The 16,156-nt window shown below is 58.7% G+C and carries 15 protein-coding genes and 1 tRNA gene; 10 read left to right on the plus strand and 6 right to left on the minus strand.

What is annotated here, in order from left to right; translation table 11 throughout:
* The first annotated feature begins 13 nt into the window (after positions 1-13).
* The 7 genes from HF931_RS02195 (at position 14) to HF931_RS02225 (ending at position 8,697) form a co-directional block, all read left to right on the plus strand.
* Positions 14-595 carry an acyloxyacyl hydrolase gene (locus HF931_RS02195; RefSeq protein ID WP_273241692.1) on the plus strand — a complete coding sequence of 194 codons (582 nt, stop codon included), beginning with the start codon at positions 14-16 and terminating at the stop codon, positions 593-595.
* A gap of 81 nt (positions 596-676) precedes the next feature.
* Positions 677-2,146 carry a flavin-containing monooxygenase gene (locus HF931_RS02200; RefSeq protein ID WP_273241693.1) on the plus strand — a complete coding sequence of 490 codons (1,470 nt, stop codon included), beginning with the start codon at positions 677-679 and terminating at the stop codon, positions 2,144-2,146.
* 132 nt (positions 2,147-2,278) lie between these two features.
* Positions 2,279-3,778 carry an alpha/beta hydrolase gene (locus HF931_RS02205; RefSeq protein ID WP_273241695.1) on the plus strand — a complete coding sequence of 500 codons (1,500 nt, stop codon included), beginning with the start codon at positions 2,279-2,281 and terminating at the stop codon, positions 3,776-3,778.
* A gap of 69 nt (positions 3,779-3,847) precedes the next feature.
* A complete protein-coding gene (locus HF931_RS02210) occupies positions 3,848-4,468 on the plus strand; it encodes a hypothetical protein (protein WP_273241696.1) in 621 nt (206 codons plus the stop codon).
* A 156-nt stretch (positions 4,469-4,624) separates the two neighbouring features.
* Positions 4,625-5,917, plus strand: coding sequence for an adenylosuccinate synthase (locus tag HF931_RS02215; RefSeq protein ID WP_273241697.1), 1,293 nt, complete (start codon positions 4,625-4,627; stop codon positions 5,915-5,917).
* A 93-nt stretch (positions 5,918-6,010) separates the two neighbouring features.
* The gene (locus HF931_RS02220; RefSeq protein WP_273241698.1) at positions 6,011-6,454 is read left to right on the plus strand and encodes a PA2169 family four-helix-bundle protein; all 444 of its coding nucleotides are present in this window, start codon (positions 6,011-6,013) and stop codon (positions 6,452-6,454) included.
* A 155-nt stretch (positions 6,455-6,609) separates the two neighbouring features.
* Positions 6,610-8,697 (plus strand): catalase, encoded by a 2,088-nt coding sequence (locus HF931_RS02225; RefSeq protein WP_273241699.1) that lies wholly within the window; start codon positions 6,610-6,612, stop codon positions 8,695-8,697.
* Positions 8,698-8,748: 51 nt separating this feature from the next.
* On the opposite strand, the gene HF931_RS02230 is transcribed toward HF931_RS02225, so the two are convergent.
* The 5 genes from HF931_RS02230 to cpdR form a co-directional block, all read right to left on the minus strand.
* A complete protein-coding gene (locus HF931_RS02230; protein WP_273012217.1) occupies positions 8,749-9,024 on the minus strand; it encodes a hypothetical protein in 276 nt (91 codons plus the stop codon).
* Positions 9,025-9,156: 132 nt separating this feature from the next.
* Entirely contained in the window at positions 9,157-11,421 is a 2,265-nt protein-coding gene (locus tag HF931_RS02235) for a TonB-dependent receptor domain-containing protein (protein WP_273241700.1), read from the minus strand.
* Between the two features lie 208 nt (positions 11,422-11,629).
* Positions 11,630-11,704: transfer RNA gene (locus tag HF931_RS02240), tRNA-Val, on the minus strand.
* A gap of 44 nt (positions 11,705-11,748) precedes the next feature.
* Positions 11,749-12,069: a hypothetical protein gene (locus tag HF931_RS02245; RefSeq protein ID WP_273012213.1), complete on the minus strand. Its 321-nt coding sequence runs from the start codon at positions 12,067-12,069 to the stop codon at positions 11,749-11,751.
* Entirely contained in the window at positions 12,069-12,428 is a 360-nt protein-coding gene (gene cpdR / locus HF931_RS02250) for a cell cycle two-component system response regulator CpdR (protein ID WP_035554241.1), read from the minus strand. The genes HF931_RS02245 and cpdR overlap by 1 nt, the downstream gene beginning before the upstream one ends.
* Positions 12,429-12,701: 273 nt before the next feature.
* Between cpdR and HF931_RS02255 the strand changes: the two genes are divergently transcribed.
* The 3 genes from HF931_RS02255 (at position 12,702) to hisN (ending at position 15,044) form a co-directional block, all read left to right on the plus strand.
* Positions 12,702-13,508 (plus strand): N-formylglutamate amidohydrolase, encoded by an 807-nt coding sequence (locus tag HF931_RS02255; protein WP_035554552.1) that lies wholly within the window; start codon positions 12,702-12,704, stop codon positions 13,506-13,508.
* 291 nt (positions 13,509-13,799) lie between these two features.
* Entirely contained in the window at positions 13,800-14,195 is a 396-nt protein-coding gene (locus HF931_RS02260; RefSeq protein WP_035554240.1) for a helix-turn-helix domain-containing protein, read from the plus strand.
* Positions 14,196-14,228: 33 nt separating this feature from the next.
* Complete coding sequence (gene hisN / locus HF931_RS02265; protein ID WP_273241701.1) at positions 14,229-15,044, plus strand: histidinol-phosphatase; 816 nt, start codon at positions 14,229-14,231, stop codon at positions 15,042-15,044.
* A gap of 3 nt (positions 15,045-15,047) precedes the next feature.
* Here hisN and HF931_RS02270 read toward each other — a convergent pair whose 3' ends face one another.
* Positions 15,048-16,049, minus strand: coding sequence for a TraB/GumN family protein (locus HF931_RS02270; RefSeq protein ID WP_273241702.1), 1,002 nt, complete (start codon positions 16,047-16,049; stop codon positions 15,048-15,050).
* Between the last annotated feature and the right edge of the window lie 107 nt (positions 16,050-16,156).

Genomic DNA, 16,156 nt, shown 5'->3' on the forward strand with positions numbered 1-16,156 from the left:
ATAGGATTAACATATGAAACGCGCCGTCTCGCTCCTGCTTTGCTCGTCCATTCTTGCTTCAGGTGCCGCTAGCGCCGACATTCTCAGTGAAGCGCGTTTCGGCGTCATGCAGGAGAATATCTGCATCCTCGATTGCGACAATGCGAACAAGGAGCCCGGCCAGAACATCAGCGCCGAGCTCCTCTTCGCCTCTCCTGACTTTCTCGACCTGATCTGGAGCCCGAAGCCCTATGTGATGGGCAGCCTGAACACGCAGGGTGACACGAGCTTCGGCGGGTTCGGCCTGCACTGGTCGTTCGATTTTGCCGACAAATGGGCCTTCGAGCCGAGCGTCGGCTATGTCATCCATGATGGCGAACTGGCCAGCCCCTTCCCTCAAGGCGACCCGCGCGGCGACGCGTTCACCGAAGAACACGTCCTCTTCGGCTCGCGAGACTTGTTCCGCACGACATTCGGCCTTCATTACGAGATCAACGAGACCTGGGGGGCGGAGCTGCTCTACGAGCACCTCAGCCACGGTCAGATCCTCGGCAATGGCCGCAATCAGGGCATCGACAATATCGGGCTGCGCGCCACCTACGCATTCGGGAATTAAGCCCTCCCGCTGCGGAACCCCTTGTGAAACGCAGGCGTCGTGACACTCTTCCTCCCATAAAAATAATGGGAGGAAACACGCATGCCGGACAAGCACATTGTCATTATCGGCGCTGGCCTTGGCGGGCTGACCGCCGCCATCAAGCTGCAGGAAGCCGGCTACGACTTCACAATACTGGAACAGGCGGGCCGTGTCGGCGGCACCTGGGCGCAAAACACCTATCCGGGCTGCGCCTGCGATGTGCCCGTGGCGGCCTACCAGCTGTCATTCGCCCAGTCGATGAACTGGACCCGCGTGTATCCGCAACAGCCTGAAATCCAGGCCTATGCCGAAGAGATCACGGACCGCTACCAGCTGCGCCCGAACCTCCGCCTGAACGAGGCCGCAGAAAAGGCTGTCTGGGATGAAGCGACGAAGATGTGGACCATCACCACCTCCAAGGGTGAAACGCTGACCGCTGACGCGGTGATCGGCGCGCTGGGCCAGTTGAACCGCCCCTTCTGGCCGGATATTCCCGGCAAGGACAATTTCAAGGGCGCCATCATGCATTCTGCCGAATGGGATCATTCGGTTGAACTTGATGACAAGCGGATCGGCATTATCGGCTCAGCCGCCAGCGCCGTGCAGATCATCCCCGAAGTCGCGAAAACCTGCGCCAATGTCGGGGTCTTCCAGCGCTCGCCCAACTGGGTCATCCCACGCAATGACCGCTTCATCTCGCCAGAGGAAATGGCGCTGATGTTCACCATACCGGACAAGGCGATCGAATTCGCAGAAATGAACCGCAAGCTGATCTATGAGAATGCGGACTATGTCTTCTGGCAGGCCTTTGAATGGACACCGGAAGGCCGGGCGCACTTTACGCGCCTCGCCACGGATCATTTGCACGAGCAAGTGCCGGATGAAGAGATGCGCAAGAAACTGACGCCGGATTATCCCGTCGGCTGCCGCCGCATCCTGATCTCGGACGACTACTTCACCACACTGATGCAGTCGAATGTCGACCTGATCACGGATCACATCGCAGAGATCGTGCCGGACGGCATCAAAACCGTGGACGGAAAGACCCACGAATACGACGTGCTGGCGTTCGCCACCGGATTCGAGACCACAGGCTGGCGCTGGTCGGTCGATGTCATCGGCCGCGATGGCCAGTCGATCACCGACGCTTGGGAAGACGGCCCCGAAGCCTATCTCGGCATCACCGTGACGGGCTTCCCGAACTTCTTTGTCCTCTACGGCCCAAACACCAATCTCGGCCACAACTCCATCACCTTCATGCTGGAGCGTCAGGTGGAATACACGCTCAAGGCGCTGCAGGCGCTCGACGAAAAAGGCGCCGCCGCGCTTGTGCCGACCGAAGCCGCACAGGCCGCCTACAATGCTGACCTTCAGGAAAAGCTCGGCAAGACGGTCTGGGCCGACCCGGCCTGCAACAGCTGGTACAAGACCGGCACCGGCAAGATCACCCAGAACTGGAGCGGCCACACCCGCGCCTACGCCGACGCCGTCGCGGAGGTGAAGCTGGAGGATTATGAGCTGGTGCCATAAGGGCCCCGGTCACTGGGCCCCAATCACGGGCATCGCCGTACATAAAGCCCGCCAAAATTCCGTGTCGCCATTCCTGCTCAATTGATATATTCATATAACAATATGAATTCGAGCGAGATCGGAGACGCGTGCATGGCGAATTGTGGATATGTAACCCTGCCCAATGGGCGCCAGATTCACTTCCGCGCCGAAGGCTCCGGCCCGCCCTTGCTCGTCCTGCACCCTTCGCCGCAGCATTCCGGGGCGATGGGCGCCGCCCTCAACGCCTTCTCCCCGCTTTGCACCTGTATCGCGATGGATACGCCCGGCTATGGCTGGTCGGATGCGGTCGCGCTGGAAACGCCCACAGTTTCCGACTACGCCATCGTGCTCAATGACGCGATGACGGCACTCGGCTTTGACCGATACTTTGTCTACGGCGCTGCCACGGGTGCGCAGTTCGCGGCAGAACTCGGCAAACTCTATCCGGATCGCGCCAGATTCGTGATGCTGGATTCCAACGGCCACATCTCCGATGAAATGGCGACGCGTCTGATCGACAGTGGCTATTTCGCGGATGTTACGCCGCGCCGGGATGGCGGCCACCTGCTGACCTATTGGGACATGTGTCGCCAATTGTTCTTCTCTTTCCCGTGGAACTCGGATGATCCGGCCGAACGCCTGGGGCTGGACCTTGCGCCGGCTGACATGACGCATGCAATATTCCTGCGATACCTGCTCGCGGGGAAAGATTACGCCAAAGCCTACAAGGCTGCGCTCCACTCCGAGAAACGAGCGCATCTTGATGGGCTGAATGTCCCCTCCATCATGACCCGCTGGGAAGGAAGCCCGGTAAAAAACATTGCGGACGACCTCATAAACATGGGCCTGCCTGAATGCATCACCGTCCATTATGCTGGCGCTGGTCTCGATGCGCGCTACGGTGTTCAGGCAGACGCCCTGAAACAACAAATCGCGACGCAGGCCCTTCCGTCTACAAACGCAGGTTCGCTGGTCAAACCTGACCCGTCGACAGATCTCCGCCGAACCTATCTGTGCACGGATTTCGGCCAGCTTCACGCCTACCGCCTTGGCGGTGGCAGTCAGCCGCCCCTGGTCCTGCTGCATGCTGCGGGGCAATCCGGCGAGCAAATGCTGGGACAGGCCGCGGGGCTGGCAAAGGACCGCCCGGTCTGGGTGATTGACCTGCCCCATCATGGCGGCTCATTCGATCTGCCTGAAGGTGGAACGATCAGCCTGGACACGCTCGCCACCTACATTCAGCTCGGCCTGAAATCTGCAGGGATCGACCATGCCGACTTCACTGGCCGTGGCCTCGGCGGCGCCATCGCTGGCAAAATCTCCGGAAACACAGCGACCGCCGCCGTACCGCCAGCCCATCATGAAGACCTGCCGGACCTGGCACCGCAGGATGATGGTACGCACCTGATCAGGGCATGGTCCACGTGCCGCGACATGGCAATCTTCCATCCCTTCTGGGATCATCGCGTAGCGGCCCAGCGCGACACCCCGCTCGACCTCTCGCCCGCAATCCTCCATGCAAAGACGGCGGACATGTTGCGGGTCGGCGCCAGATGGCGGGAGTTCATGCAGCTGGAACTCGCCGAAGCAGGCCTTTCAGGCATCGCATAACCGGGCAGATCCCAGCACGCAGTTCCGCGCCTTATCCGTCTGAGACGTCCTGCTTCCACACTTGGTGGCATGTGCAAGGATTCCTCCTTCATCGCCATGGGGCTTGGGCTGGTAGAGCACGCGCTGCTCGATGTGATCGCGCGGGACAATCTGCATTTGCGGCCCGTACACATGCCGCGCACGCGGCGCGCCCGGGCCAATGGCCGGTTGAAACTGATCGAGCAAATTGTCCGACGATTGATCGCCATGATGGCGCTCGGCCTGCATGTTGTCTTTGCACCGCCGAAACAACGCGCGCCCTCGCCAGATTTGCCGGACGGCGTGGAGATAGTCGTATTTCCCGGCGCGGTGGAGTATCATCTCACCCTCCGGCCAGCCTCACAACAGCTCAACCTATCAGATCCGTTTCCAGAAATTGCACGCAATGGTTGTGCGCGTGCCGGCCTGGTCTCCACGGCCAGATTGCTCGCCCGCGTCCGGGCGCTTCATCGCCTCCTGAAATCTCCTGAAACTGCCGCCAAACGTCTCGCCCGCAGCTTCCAGCGCCTCAAGGCAAAGGGCCGCCCCAGCCCGGTGGCGGGTCCTGCGCCGAATGCGTTTCGCCTCAACGCCGAGCTTGGCGCACTCTCGACCGCCCTTCCCGGTCTGCTGAACGCAAGGCTAGTGTCGGCCTGGACTGATTCCGGCTGAGCCAGCCGACAATGCGCCCACCCTGCCGGAACGCACGCCGCGTCTCCGGTCACAGGAGAATCCGCTCCCGCCTGCGACAAAGGTATTTCACTCTTCCCCTTGCAATTGCCGCTCAAATCCTGCCCAAGTCCCGGCGGACTTTCAGGAGCAGGAATCATGGCCGGAGTAGTGGTTGTAGGGGCCCAGTGGGGCGACGAAGGCAAGGGCAAAATCGTCGATTGGCTATCCAGCCGCGCCGATGTCGTGGTGCGCTTTCAGGGCGGCCACAATGCCGGCCACACGCTGGTTATTGACGGCAAGACGTTCAAGCTGGCGCTGCTGCCCTCCGGCCTCGTGCGCGGCGGCAAGCTCTCGGTCATTGGCAATGGCGTCGTGGTTGATCCGTGGCACATGTTGGAAGAGATCGACGGCATCCGCGCGCAAGGCGTTGATGTGACGCCGGAAACCCTGATCCTGTCTGATAATGCCTCCCTTATCTTGCCCTGGCACAAGGACATCGACGCTGCCCGTGAAGGCGCGCTCGGCGCTGGCCAGATCGGCACGACAAAGCGCGGCATCGGCCCGGCCTATGAAGACCGCGTTGGCCGCCGCGCCATTCGCGTCGCAGATCTGGCAGATCCGGCCGCACTGGACCTGAAGATCGAGCGCCTGCTCGCCCACCACCGCCCATTGCGCGCCGGTGTTGGCCTGCCAGAGCCAGACGGCCCGGCGCTGAAGGCTGAATTGCTGAAAATTGCTGACAAGATCCTGTCCTACGCACAGCCGGTCTGGAAGCTGCTGGATGAGGAAGTCCGCGCTGGAAAGCGAATCCTGTTCGAAGGCGCTCAAGGCGTGATGCTGGACGTTGACCACGGCACCTATCCCTTTGTGACCTCTTCAAACGTGGTCGCCGGAAACGCATCTGCCGGATCGGGCGTCGGCCCCGGCGCAATCTCCTACGTTCTCGGCCTCGCAAAAGCCTACACCACCCGCGTCGGCGCGGGCCCCTTCCCCACAGAACAAGACAATGAGATTGGCGAACGCCTCGGCACGATCGGCCGCGAAGTTGGCGTGAACACGGGCCGTGCGCGTCGTTGCGGCTGGTTTGACAGCGTCATGGTCCGTCAGGCCTGCGCCACCTCCGGCGTCAACGGCCTCGCCCTGACCAAGCTGGACGTGCTGGACGGGTTTGACGAGATCAAGGTCTGCGTCGCCTACAAGCTGAACGGCAAGGAAATCGATTACTATCCTGCTGGCCTCACCGACCAGGCCGCTGTCGAACCGATCTATGAAACCATGCCCGGCTGGAAGGATTCGACTAAGGGCGCACGCTCCTGGGCCGATCTGCCGGCCGAAGCCGTCAAATATGTTCGCCGTCTGGAAGAGCTTGTCGGAAAGCCCTGCGCCCTCGTCTCCACCTCACCGGAACGCGAGGACGTGATCCTGATGAAAGACCCGTTCGAGAGTTAATCTCCGGAAACCATATCCATTATTTAAGTCAGGGCGTTCGGAACTCCCGCTCGGGGGACTTGTTGGTCAAGACACGCAACAAGGAGACCGGACATGTCCGACACAATGAACAAGACCGAAATCGACGCCCTGAATGATGTCACCAAAGTGCTGATCGACAGCCAGAAGGGCTATGAGAAATGTGCAGATGTCACAGATGAGAATTTTGCGTTCCAGGCGGAATTCCGCAGACGCGCAAACGATCGCGCTGGCCTGATTAACCGCATTCAACAGCAGGTCCGCTCCCTGGGCGGCGAGCCGCAAACCGAGGGCGGCACCCTTGGGGCCTTGCATCGTACGCTGACGGAGTTTTCATCCCTGTTCCAGAATGATGCCAAAGCCGCGCTCGAAGCCGTGGATGATGGTGAAGCCCACCTTGCCAGCGCCATCAAGGATCGTATGGACAAACCGGAAGTCCAGGGCCAGTCCCGCGCGCTGCTGCAAGAAGCCTATGCCAGCGCAAGTGAAGGTGAAGCCTTCGCAGACCGCCTGTCCTGATAGGGCAATCTCAATCAGCAAGCGAAACGGGCGATCCCTGGCGGATCGTCCGTTGTCTTGTGTGGGCATGACGTTGGAAAACTTCACGCCTTCTCAGGAACCGGTTCCGCTTTGCGAAGTTAGTCTGTACACTCTTCTCAACAGGACGGAATTCCATGTCAGACAAAGCAGACCTGAACTTGAGCTCAGGCGGCGCACCTCATCAGACAACTGAAGATGGCTACGAGACCATGACCACCCAGCAAGGTGTCCCGGTCGCTGATGATCAGAACCACCTCAAGGCTGGGCCACGCGGGCCAATGCTGACCGAAGACTTCATTTTCCGCGAAAAGATCTTTCACTTCGACCATGAACGTATTCCTGAGCGTGTCGTTCATGCCCGCGGCTATGGCGCGCATGGCTATTTCGAAACCCTCGACACGCTGGAAGACATTACGACAGCCGACATATTTCAGCGAAAAGGTGAGAAAACAGATGTCTTCGCGCGCTTCTCCACTGTGGCCGGAAACAAGGGGTCACCAGACTTGGCCCGTGACGTCAGGGGGTTTGCCGTCAAATTCTATACCAAGGAAGGCAACTGGGACCTTGTCGGCAACAACATCCCGGTCTTCTTCATACAGGACGCCATCAAATTCCCGGATCTGATCCATGCGGCAAAACCCGCGCCCGACCGCGGTTTCCCGCAAGCGCAGACAGCGCATGACAATTTCTGGGATTTCATCTCCCTCAGCCCGGAATCGATGAACATGGTCATGTGGATCATGTCTGACCGGACCATCCCGCGCTCCCTGCGCTTCATGGAAGGTTTCGGCGTTCACACATTCCGCTTCGTCAATGCAGAAGGCAAGGCGACCTTCGTCAAGTTCCACTGGAAGCCAAAACAAGGCGTTCAGTCGGTCGCCTGGAATGAAGCGCTCAAGATCAACGGCGCTGACCCCGATTTCCACCGCCGTGACATGTGGGACGCCATCAATATGGGCGACTACCCTGAATGGGAGCTTGGCGTGCAATTGTTCGATGAAGACTTCGCCGAGAAATTCGAATTTGATGTGCTGGATGCTACAAAGCTCATCCCCGAAGAGCAGGTGCCGGTCCGTATCATCGGCCGGATGGTGCTGAACCGGGTGGTCGACAATTTCTTCGCCGAAACCGAACAGGTGGCTTTCTGTACCCAGAACATTGTTCCGGGTATCGACTTCACCAATGACCCGCTTCTGCAAGGCCGGAACTTTTCCTATCTGGACACCCAATTGAAAAGGCTTGGCAGCCCGAACTTCACCCATATTCCGATCAACCGGCCGCGTTGTCCGATGCGGCATTTCCAGCAGGACGGCCATATGGCAATGGAGAACCCGAAAGGGCGCGCCAATTACGAGCCAAATAGCTGGGGCCCGAAAGATGGTGGCCCGCGGGAAGATCCGAAACGGGGCTTCCGCTCCTATGCAGAACCGGTGGAGGACAAAAAAACCCGGCTGCGCCCGGAATCCTTTGCGGATCATTACAGCCAAGCCCGGCAATTCTATGTAAGTCAGACAGCGGTCGAGCAGAAGCACATTGCCGACGCGCTGACGTTCGAACTCAGCAAGGTGCAGACCATGGACATCCGCCTGCGGATGCTGTCCCATCTGCTTAACATCGACAAGGATCTCGCAAGGAAAGTGGCCAAAGGGCTCGGCGTATCCGACATGCCAGCGGCCGCAAAGCCGGCCAGCAAGCCGCTGCCCGATCTGCCCGTCTCAGATCCACTCAGCATTCTCAAGAATGCGCCGGACAGTTTTGCCGGCCGCAAGCTGGGTATTTTCGCGACCGACGGAGCGGATGCGGACCTTCTCAACGCGCTGAAAGAGAAAGTCAGTGCTGCTGGCGGATTGACCGCCATCATCAGTCCGAAAGTGGGCGGCATCACGCTCAGCGACGGATCTCACATTGAGGCGGACGAAAAAATCGATGGTGGCCCATCGGTTCTGTATGACGCCGTCGCGCTCCTGATCTCCGACGATGGCGCGGCCACAGTGAAGGAAGATGCGCCAAGCCGGGATTTCGTGGCTGACGCCTTCGCCCATTGCAAATTCATCGGCTATGTCGACACGGCCGGGCCCCTGATGGAAAAGGCCGGAATCTGGAATGACAAGGATGAAGGCTGCATTGTCCTTAGCAAGGCAGGTGACGCATCAGATTTCGTGAAGTCCCTCGCCAAATTGCGCCACTGGAACCGCGAACCCATGGTCGATCTGGACGGTTAGCGCGCTGCAGACGCAAACAAGGAAAAAGGCGGCCTGAGCGGGCCGCCTTTTTCATGTCGGCATGTGGCTGCCAACCCATTTGGTCGTGCCGGCCTGCATGCCCTTGAATTTCGGCAAGGCTGCTAGTCGGCCAACAAACAATGCGTCTGGCGACGCCAAGCGTTTGACATGATGATAGAGTCGCGACTGAGTCTCAGGCGAGAGCACAAGAAACAACCGGTCATCCAGCTTGCGCGCCATGTGTGAAATATTCGCCGCCTCCAGCAGCTTTCCGCCAGTGTAGTAGACGATGAACATGTCTGATCGCGGCCATTCTGTATCATGCATTCTGATTTCCTGCAGGCAATATCCCGCATTTACGCAACAGACAGGTATTAGTTTCCGCCGCCGGTCAAAAAAGGGCGCTGAGACCATGTCCCGCGCCCTTTCGGAAAATGCCTGTTTCAAGAACTGACGGACCTAGAAGCTGGTTCTGACACCCAGTACCAGATTGCGCCCCCGCAGTGGCGACTGACTCTTCACAAACGACGTGTGAACATAGGCCAGTTCATCAAACAGGTTCGTCCCGCGCAGGAAGAACTCCGTGGACTTCTCAGCATCGGGATCAAGCCGATAAGTCACGGTTCCGTTGACCAGATTGTAGCTATCGGTCTCGGTTTCATATGATGCAATGCGATCTTGATCAAAAGTGTGAATGAACTCCACCTCAGCGAAAATCGGCCCTTTGTCCAATTCGTAACGAACGCCGAGGCGAGCGGGCGGAATCCGCGGAAGCTCATCGTCCTCACTGGTCATATCCGTGTGAACGTAGTCTCCAAAAACGGTAAGCCGCGACTCTTGTGAGATCTGATGACTGATTTGTCCATCGATTCCGCTGAACTTCGCATCTGCAGTAACGTACAGCAGATAGTTGTGTGGGGAGCCAGTCTCATCATCGGTTTCGATGAGCCGCGCGAAGATGTAGTCTTCCACATCCATGTAAAAAGCCCCAACTTCAAACTGTGTAGGCCCCTGAGTCTTCCGAAAGGTGAGGTTCAGGGAGTCCGTCTTCTCAAGCACATCCGTGGCGCTCTCGGGAAACGATGATGATGCCCTCCTGGATTGTGTGAGCCCCACTTCGTAGCTATTCGTGGCAAGATTGTTTCCATACGCGTAGAGTTCACGAATGTTCGGCGCACGTTCGGAATGAGCCAAGGACAACGCGATGGAATAATCTGAATCGAGATTCCAGGTCGCTCCGATAGATGCCGACAGGGGATCATGTTTCGATGTCGGATTGCGCTTCTTGAAGGTCTCAATTGAGTTCGCTTCCAAGACCTCCTTCCAGTTCTCGCCGTAGATCACCACAAAGAAGGGGGCATAGAGCGCCTCGATTTCCGGAGTTAACTGCATCCTGAATGGCGGTACAGTTACGTCGATTTCGCGCCAGTCCTTACGGATCGCAAACTCTAGATCGACGGCACCAAACGCGCGTGCTTCGCTCAGGAAAATACCGACATTTTCAGTCTGGTGATAGGACGGGCCATCAAACCCCCACCCGTTTTCCGGGAACTCCTCATGCAGATCGTTGACATTGATCCCGGTAAACTCGCCTTCGGTGTACTGGACGCCGAACGTTCCGACGAAGCCGGAGACAGGTTTGTGGGTCAACTCCACGCGACCATCATAAACTTCGTTCGAATAAGCTGTGAAGATGAAGGGGCCGTCGATTTCGTCGTGCTGATAGTCTGTATAGGACAGGCGAACTCGCGCATGCTGGACCCCGGGAAGCACATCAGCATAGTCAGCCCGCACGTCGATCCGGTCCGCACGAAGATTGATCTTGGCGGTGTGATCGTCGGAAGACCCAAACGGGTCGCCATATCCCCCATGTGCCGCGCAATGAAGATCCGTGCCATGCGTGTGGCAAACGGCATTTTTGTGCGAGTGGCCAGGCAGGCCATACTCGCTGTCCAAGCGGGAGTATGCAGCGCCAATGTATCCCTTGGACGTTATCCATGACCCGCCGACGCTGTAGCCATCACCTTCCGAGAAGGAATCCTTCAACTTGTCACTTCCGAAACCGTCCGGCACGGCATAATTCTCGCTGGCACGACGAAACCCTTCAACATGCAGGGCGAACTGGCCGAGACCGAGAGTCGCCCGGCCCGCAGCCGCCGCCTCTTCATCTCCCGTGCCGAATCGCGCCTCGGCGCCACCTTCGAGGCCGTTCTCCGGCAGGTGCTTCGGAATCTTGCCATCAATCAGATTGATCGCGCCATTCAGCGCATTGCCACCATAGCGAGCCGCAGCCGAACCACGGAGGACCTCGATGCCATCAAGCAGAAGAGGCTCTGCAGTGATGGCGTGGTCTGGTGCAACAGACGACACATCGTAGAGATTGGCACCATCACTCAGAATCTCAATACGCGGGATTGTCTGCCCGCGAATCACAGGGCGCGAAGCACCGCCGCCGAAATTGTCCAAGTGAATACCCGGCAAGCCAGCCAGTGTCTCTCCCAATCCGCCTTGCCGGCGATTTGCCAGTTCAGCGCCGGATAGCACCTCAAGTGGCAACGCTGAATTTGCATCCGCTTCGGCCAGGGTTCCAATCGTTACAACCTTATCAATTACACGTGTTGCATCAGCATCTAGTTCCGACCCGCCTTCTTGCCCCTCTTCCGCAAAAACTGATGCAGAACCTGTAACAGCCATCGCCGCTACGCCGAGTGCCAAGTGTCTCATAACTCGTCTCATACTATTCCCTCCAGGATAGACACCTCGCCCGTATTGTTATAATATATCACTGTCAAGATGAGTTCGTGGAACAAGCTCCGATCATTGGGCGTCATCCCGTACAGCGAGCAAAATTCGCAAAGCGAACTGGAGAAAAGGCACCCGCAGGTTCTTGATTGAACTCGCGTGAAGGGTTGCGCAAAAAATCAGAAAACGATGGTGGGCGGTACAAGGTTCGAACTTGTGACCCCTACGATGTCAACGTAGTGCTCTACCACTGAGCTAACCGCCCGATCCAGTCGGAAGCAGGGGTAATGGATAATTCAGCGCCCGGCGTCAAGACGGCTTTGTCGTTGTAACCACACAGAGTGCAATTTTCTGCAGTAGCGCATCCGGCGTCTCGGGATCTTCGGCAAAGAACCAGACCTCTCCGAATGGATCATTTGCGGAAAAGGCATGCCCTTCAAACCGAAAAGACAGCCAGTGGCCAAGTTCGGACGGCGTGAGAGAAATGATCTCCAGGCCGGCGAGATGTCTCAGCCGAAGAATACAATCACCCAGATTCATTCTGGCGGGCGCATCAAAGAAATGACGCCCGGCATCACGCGACACAGATTTCAGCAGTTTGGGCGTCTCATTGGAGTCGCCCCGGTCCATCAGGCAGCCATGACCTTGTCCACCTCATCCACGATCTCGCGGAGATGGAAGGGTTTGGAGAGTACCTTGGCGCCCGCAGGCGTCGGCGCACCGGATGACAGGGCAACAGCGGCGAACCCGGTGATGAAGACGATTTTCATGGCAGGATCGAGCTCAGCGCCGCGCCGCGCCAGCTCAATGCCATCAAGGCCTGGCATCACGATATCGGTGAGGAGAAGGTCGAACACTTCGCGCTCCAGCGCGGACAAGGCGCTTTCGCCGTCGGCATAGTCCTGAATCTCATGTCCCGCCCGGCGCAGGGCGGCGGCCAGGAACATGCGCATGGAATCATCATCTTCAGCCAGCAGAATCTTGGTCACGCTGAATGTCCCTCTTCTCAATATAACCCTAAGCATAAAGACGCAGTTCGGTAAATCAGGCGTGAATATTGTCAGGATCCACCGCTCAAATATTGGCGCAGCTCAGCGAAAAGGCTTGACCTTCAGGCAAACAGGGAAACGATGCGCCGGATGACAGATGCTCCGCAATTTCTTGACAGGGCTGAGGATTTTCAGACCTCGCAAACGCCAGAACGCAACACGCGTGGCCTGCCAAGATACGCCATACCATTCCGGCTAGAGCCGCCAGAAAAAATGCGTGCACCTGTTGTTTTTGCCTCCCCGCACTCCGGAAACCTCTATCCGCAAGACATGCAATCGGCCCTTTGCGTACCACTTGCGCTCGTCAGACGCACCGAAGATGCCTTCGTGGACCAGTTGTTCTCGAGCGTTCCGGGACAGGGGGGCCTGCTGATTGCCGCAAAATATGCGCGGACTGTCACAGATTTGAACCGCGATCCCAGAGAACTGGATCCCGGCATGTTCAGTGACGGCGTACCGCGCGCTTGCGGACTGCCGACAGCGAGAGTTGAGGCAGGACTGGGGTGCTTGCCCCGGGTCGCTGCCCGCGGCGAAGCCATTTATGCACGCCTCCTCACCCGGGCGGAGGGCGAAGCCCGCCTGGCTGGCATTCATGATGTCTATCATCAGTGCCTGGCCACCGAACTTGCCAGCCTGAAGGAGCGACACGGTCAAGCCTTCCTGATCGATTGCCACTCCATGCCCAGCACACAACCCGGGCGACGCAATCTGGCGGATATCGTGCTTGGAGACCGGTTCGGATCAAGCTGCGATCCGCGTCTGACGAGCCGGATAGAACGGGCGTTCCGCGGGCTCGGGCTGAGCGTCGCACGCAACGCGCCTTATGCCGGTGGATATACAACCCGTCGCTATGGCCGGCCCAAGCGCGGCTTCCACGCGATACAGATCGAGATCAATCGCGGTCTCTATATGAATGAGGATGCGGTTACGCAGAGCGCAGGCTTTGAGCCGCTGCAGCAAAAATTGTCCGACGTTGTCACCGAGATCCTGAGCGTGGCCGACCTCATCACGTCCCGCTGAGGCAACACACGCACTTCAACCTCAAGACCTTGTTTTCAAAAAAAAAGGGCCGCGCTACGAAAGCGCGGCCAAGGTCAAAGGGAGGAAACGCCAGAGGCGTCTGCACCGGAGTGCAAGGACAGGTTTATGTTGCGCCGCACAAAACGCAACCACTGAATCGGGATTTCTCTGCATTTTGAGATTGCAGGCCAAAAAATGAGCATTTGTGCCCAACGGCACACCATTTGCGTCGCTCCAGCCAAACTATCCCGTTTTGGGACTGATACCGGTCCCATCCGCTAGGAGCTGAATATGGCTGATGAAACAGACCTTCACGTAGGCAAGCGCCTTCGCCGCCGCCGCCGCCTTCTGGGCATGACCCAGCAGGACCTCGCAAGTCAGGTAGGCGTGCGCTTCCAACAGATCCAGAAATACGAATGTGGCGCAAACCGCATCACAGCTTCCCGCCTCTTTGAGCTGGCCAAGGCAATGAATGTTTCTGTCCAGTATTTCTTCGACGGTATCCCTTCGCCCAACGCCCCCGACGCGGCAAACGATGCGGAGCGTATGGAAGGCGACATTCTTTCACAGAAAGAGACTTTGGAACTGGTCCGCGCCTATTACCGCCTGGGTGAGCGCCCACGTAAACGCCTGCTGGAACTGGCCAAGGCGCTCGAAGGCGACACGAGCAGCTCCGGCGTCGCTTGACGGGTGCCGCCGGGCGGGGCAAGCCCTGCTCCGATGACAAACACCTTCTCCCTTGAAGATGAGCTCGCCTTTGCCAGGCGACTCGCAGATGCGGCCTGGACAGCGATCCGGCCGCATTTTCGCGCTCTGGATACAGTCGACAACAAGATGGACGCGGCACAATCCGCGTTTGATCCTGTCACTGCAGCAGATACCGCGGCCGAAGAGGCCATGCGCGCGCTGATCGAAGCGGAAAGACCCGATCACGGCATCACCGGAGAAGAATTCCCCGCAAAGCCGTCAAAGAACGGCTTTACCTGGTTGCTGGACCCGATTGATGGCACCCGTGCCTTCGTCGCGGGACTGCCAAGCTGGACCACGCTGATCGCGCTCTGTGACGCATCCGGAACGCCAATTATCGGCGTGATTGACCAGCCGGTTCTGGATGAGCGCTATCTGGGATGGCCTGGCGGCGCGGCATTGGAACAGGATGGCCAGCAAACTCCGATCCGCGTGTCTGACTGCAAGGATCTGCGCGAAGCTGTTATCTCGACGACAGATCCGTTCATCCTGACACCCGCCGAAGAAGGCGCCTGGACGCATTTGCGCGCGACCGCGCGCATCGGCCGTTACGGCCTGGATGCCTATGCCTATGCCCGGCTCGCTGCAGGCACGATTGACCTTGTCGCGGAAAGTGGCCTGAAGGCATGGGATGTCGCAGCCTTGATTCCCGTTGTGCGCGGCGCGGGCGGACTCGCCACGGACTGGCGCGGCAATCCGCCAAAGCTCGGTGGCCAGATTGTCTGTTGTGCAAGCCAGGAAATTCTGGATCAGGCCCTGCTCGCCTTGCGGCGCTCAGCCGAAACCTGATCTTCAGGGGCCTTCCACCTCGTAGCCCTTCGCCTCAAGCAACTTTATTACGCTGTCATCGCCGGCCAGATGACCTGCGCCCACGGCAATCAGGCTCGTGCCCGGTTCATCCAGCATCGCTTCGATCTTGCCGACCCAGATTTCATTGCGCGCCTTGAGCAGTGCGTCATAGACCTCATCCGATCCCATCATGTCGGGGTTGGACATCAGAAGGCCGATCCCGTTCACATCGCCATCCACCCATTCGGAGACCAGCGTGTCCAGCACCTCGCCGCCTTCTTCGATGGATTCCGCCGAACTGATCAGGAAGTCGACCTGAACATCTGTCGGCATGTTGGCGAGCCGGCCAAGTTGCTCATCAATCGTTTCCAGATATTCGAAGGACTTGTCCGCTTCGCGCGCCTCGGCGCCAATAACCATTTCGACCCCGGAGTTGGGATCATATCCCTCGCTCTGGATCTGGAGCACTGACAGATTCACCGCTGCCCACCAGGGCTTCATCGGCTCGATCGCCCCCAAAGGCAGGCCGACATGATCCAGCGCCTTTTGAAGCTCCGCTTTTTCCAGATCGCTGAGCAGGTTCGACAATTGCTGCCCGCCGCCAAGCATGCCCTCGGTCGAGATGAATTTCATCATCTCCGACGCGGCGGCCTGGCTGGTGACATCTGCCTCGAAGACGATGGTGTCAGCGTCTGTCAGAGCCGCATCCAGCGCATCACTCCGCCAATCGAGTCCCGGCCGCAACAGATGAACCGTGCCGAAGATGTGAAGCGTCGTATCCTCATCGCTGAGCGTCCAGAGCGCGGGCTCCCCTGCCCCACGGGATGCCTGCGCTTGCGCGAGCGCGTCCGCATAGGCGGCTTTCTGAGCTTCCAGCTGAGCGGCGCGGTCTGCCGCTTCGTCCTGAACAGGGGCGTCTGGCGCGCTCTTTTCCGAACCGCAGGCTGAAACGCCGAGCAGCAGCGCGAGCGCGGCGCCAGTCATTGCCGTGGATAAACTCCGCATATGTCACTCCTGAAATCCTCGTTGGTCCAGACCTATCCCAATCCTTCCGGTACGCAAGCGCCAAGCTCGGCCAGAACGGCAATCCGGCGTTGCACTCGGCCCGTGCA

This window comes from Hyphomonas atlantica corrig. (assembly GCF_017795365.1).
Classification (GTDB): domain Bacteria; phylum Pseudomonadota; class Alphaproteobacteria; order Caulobacterales; family Hyphomonadaceae; genus Hyphomonas; species Hyphomonas atlantica.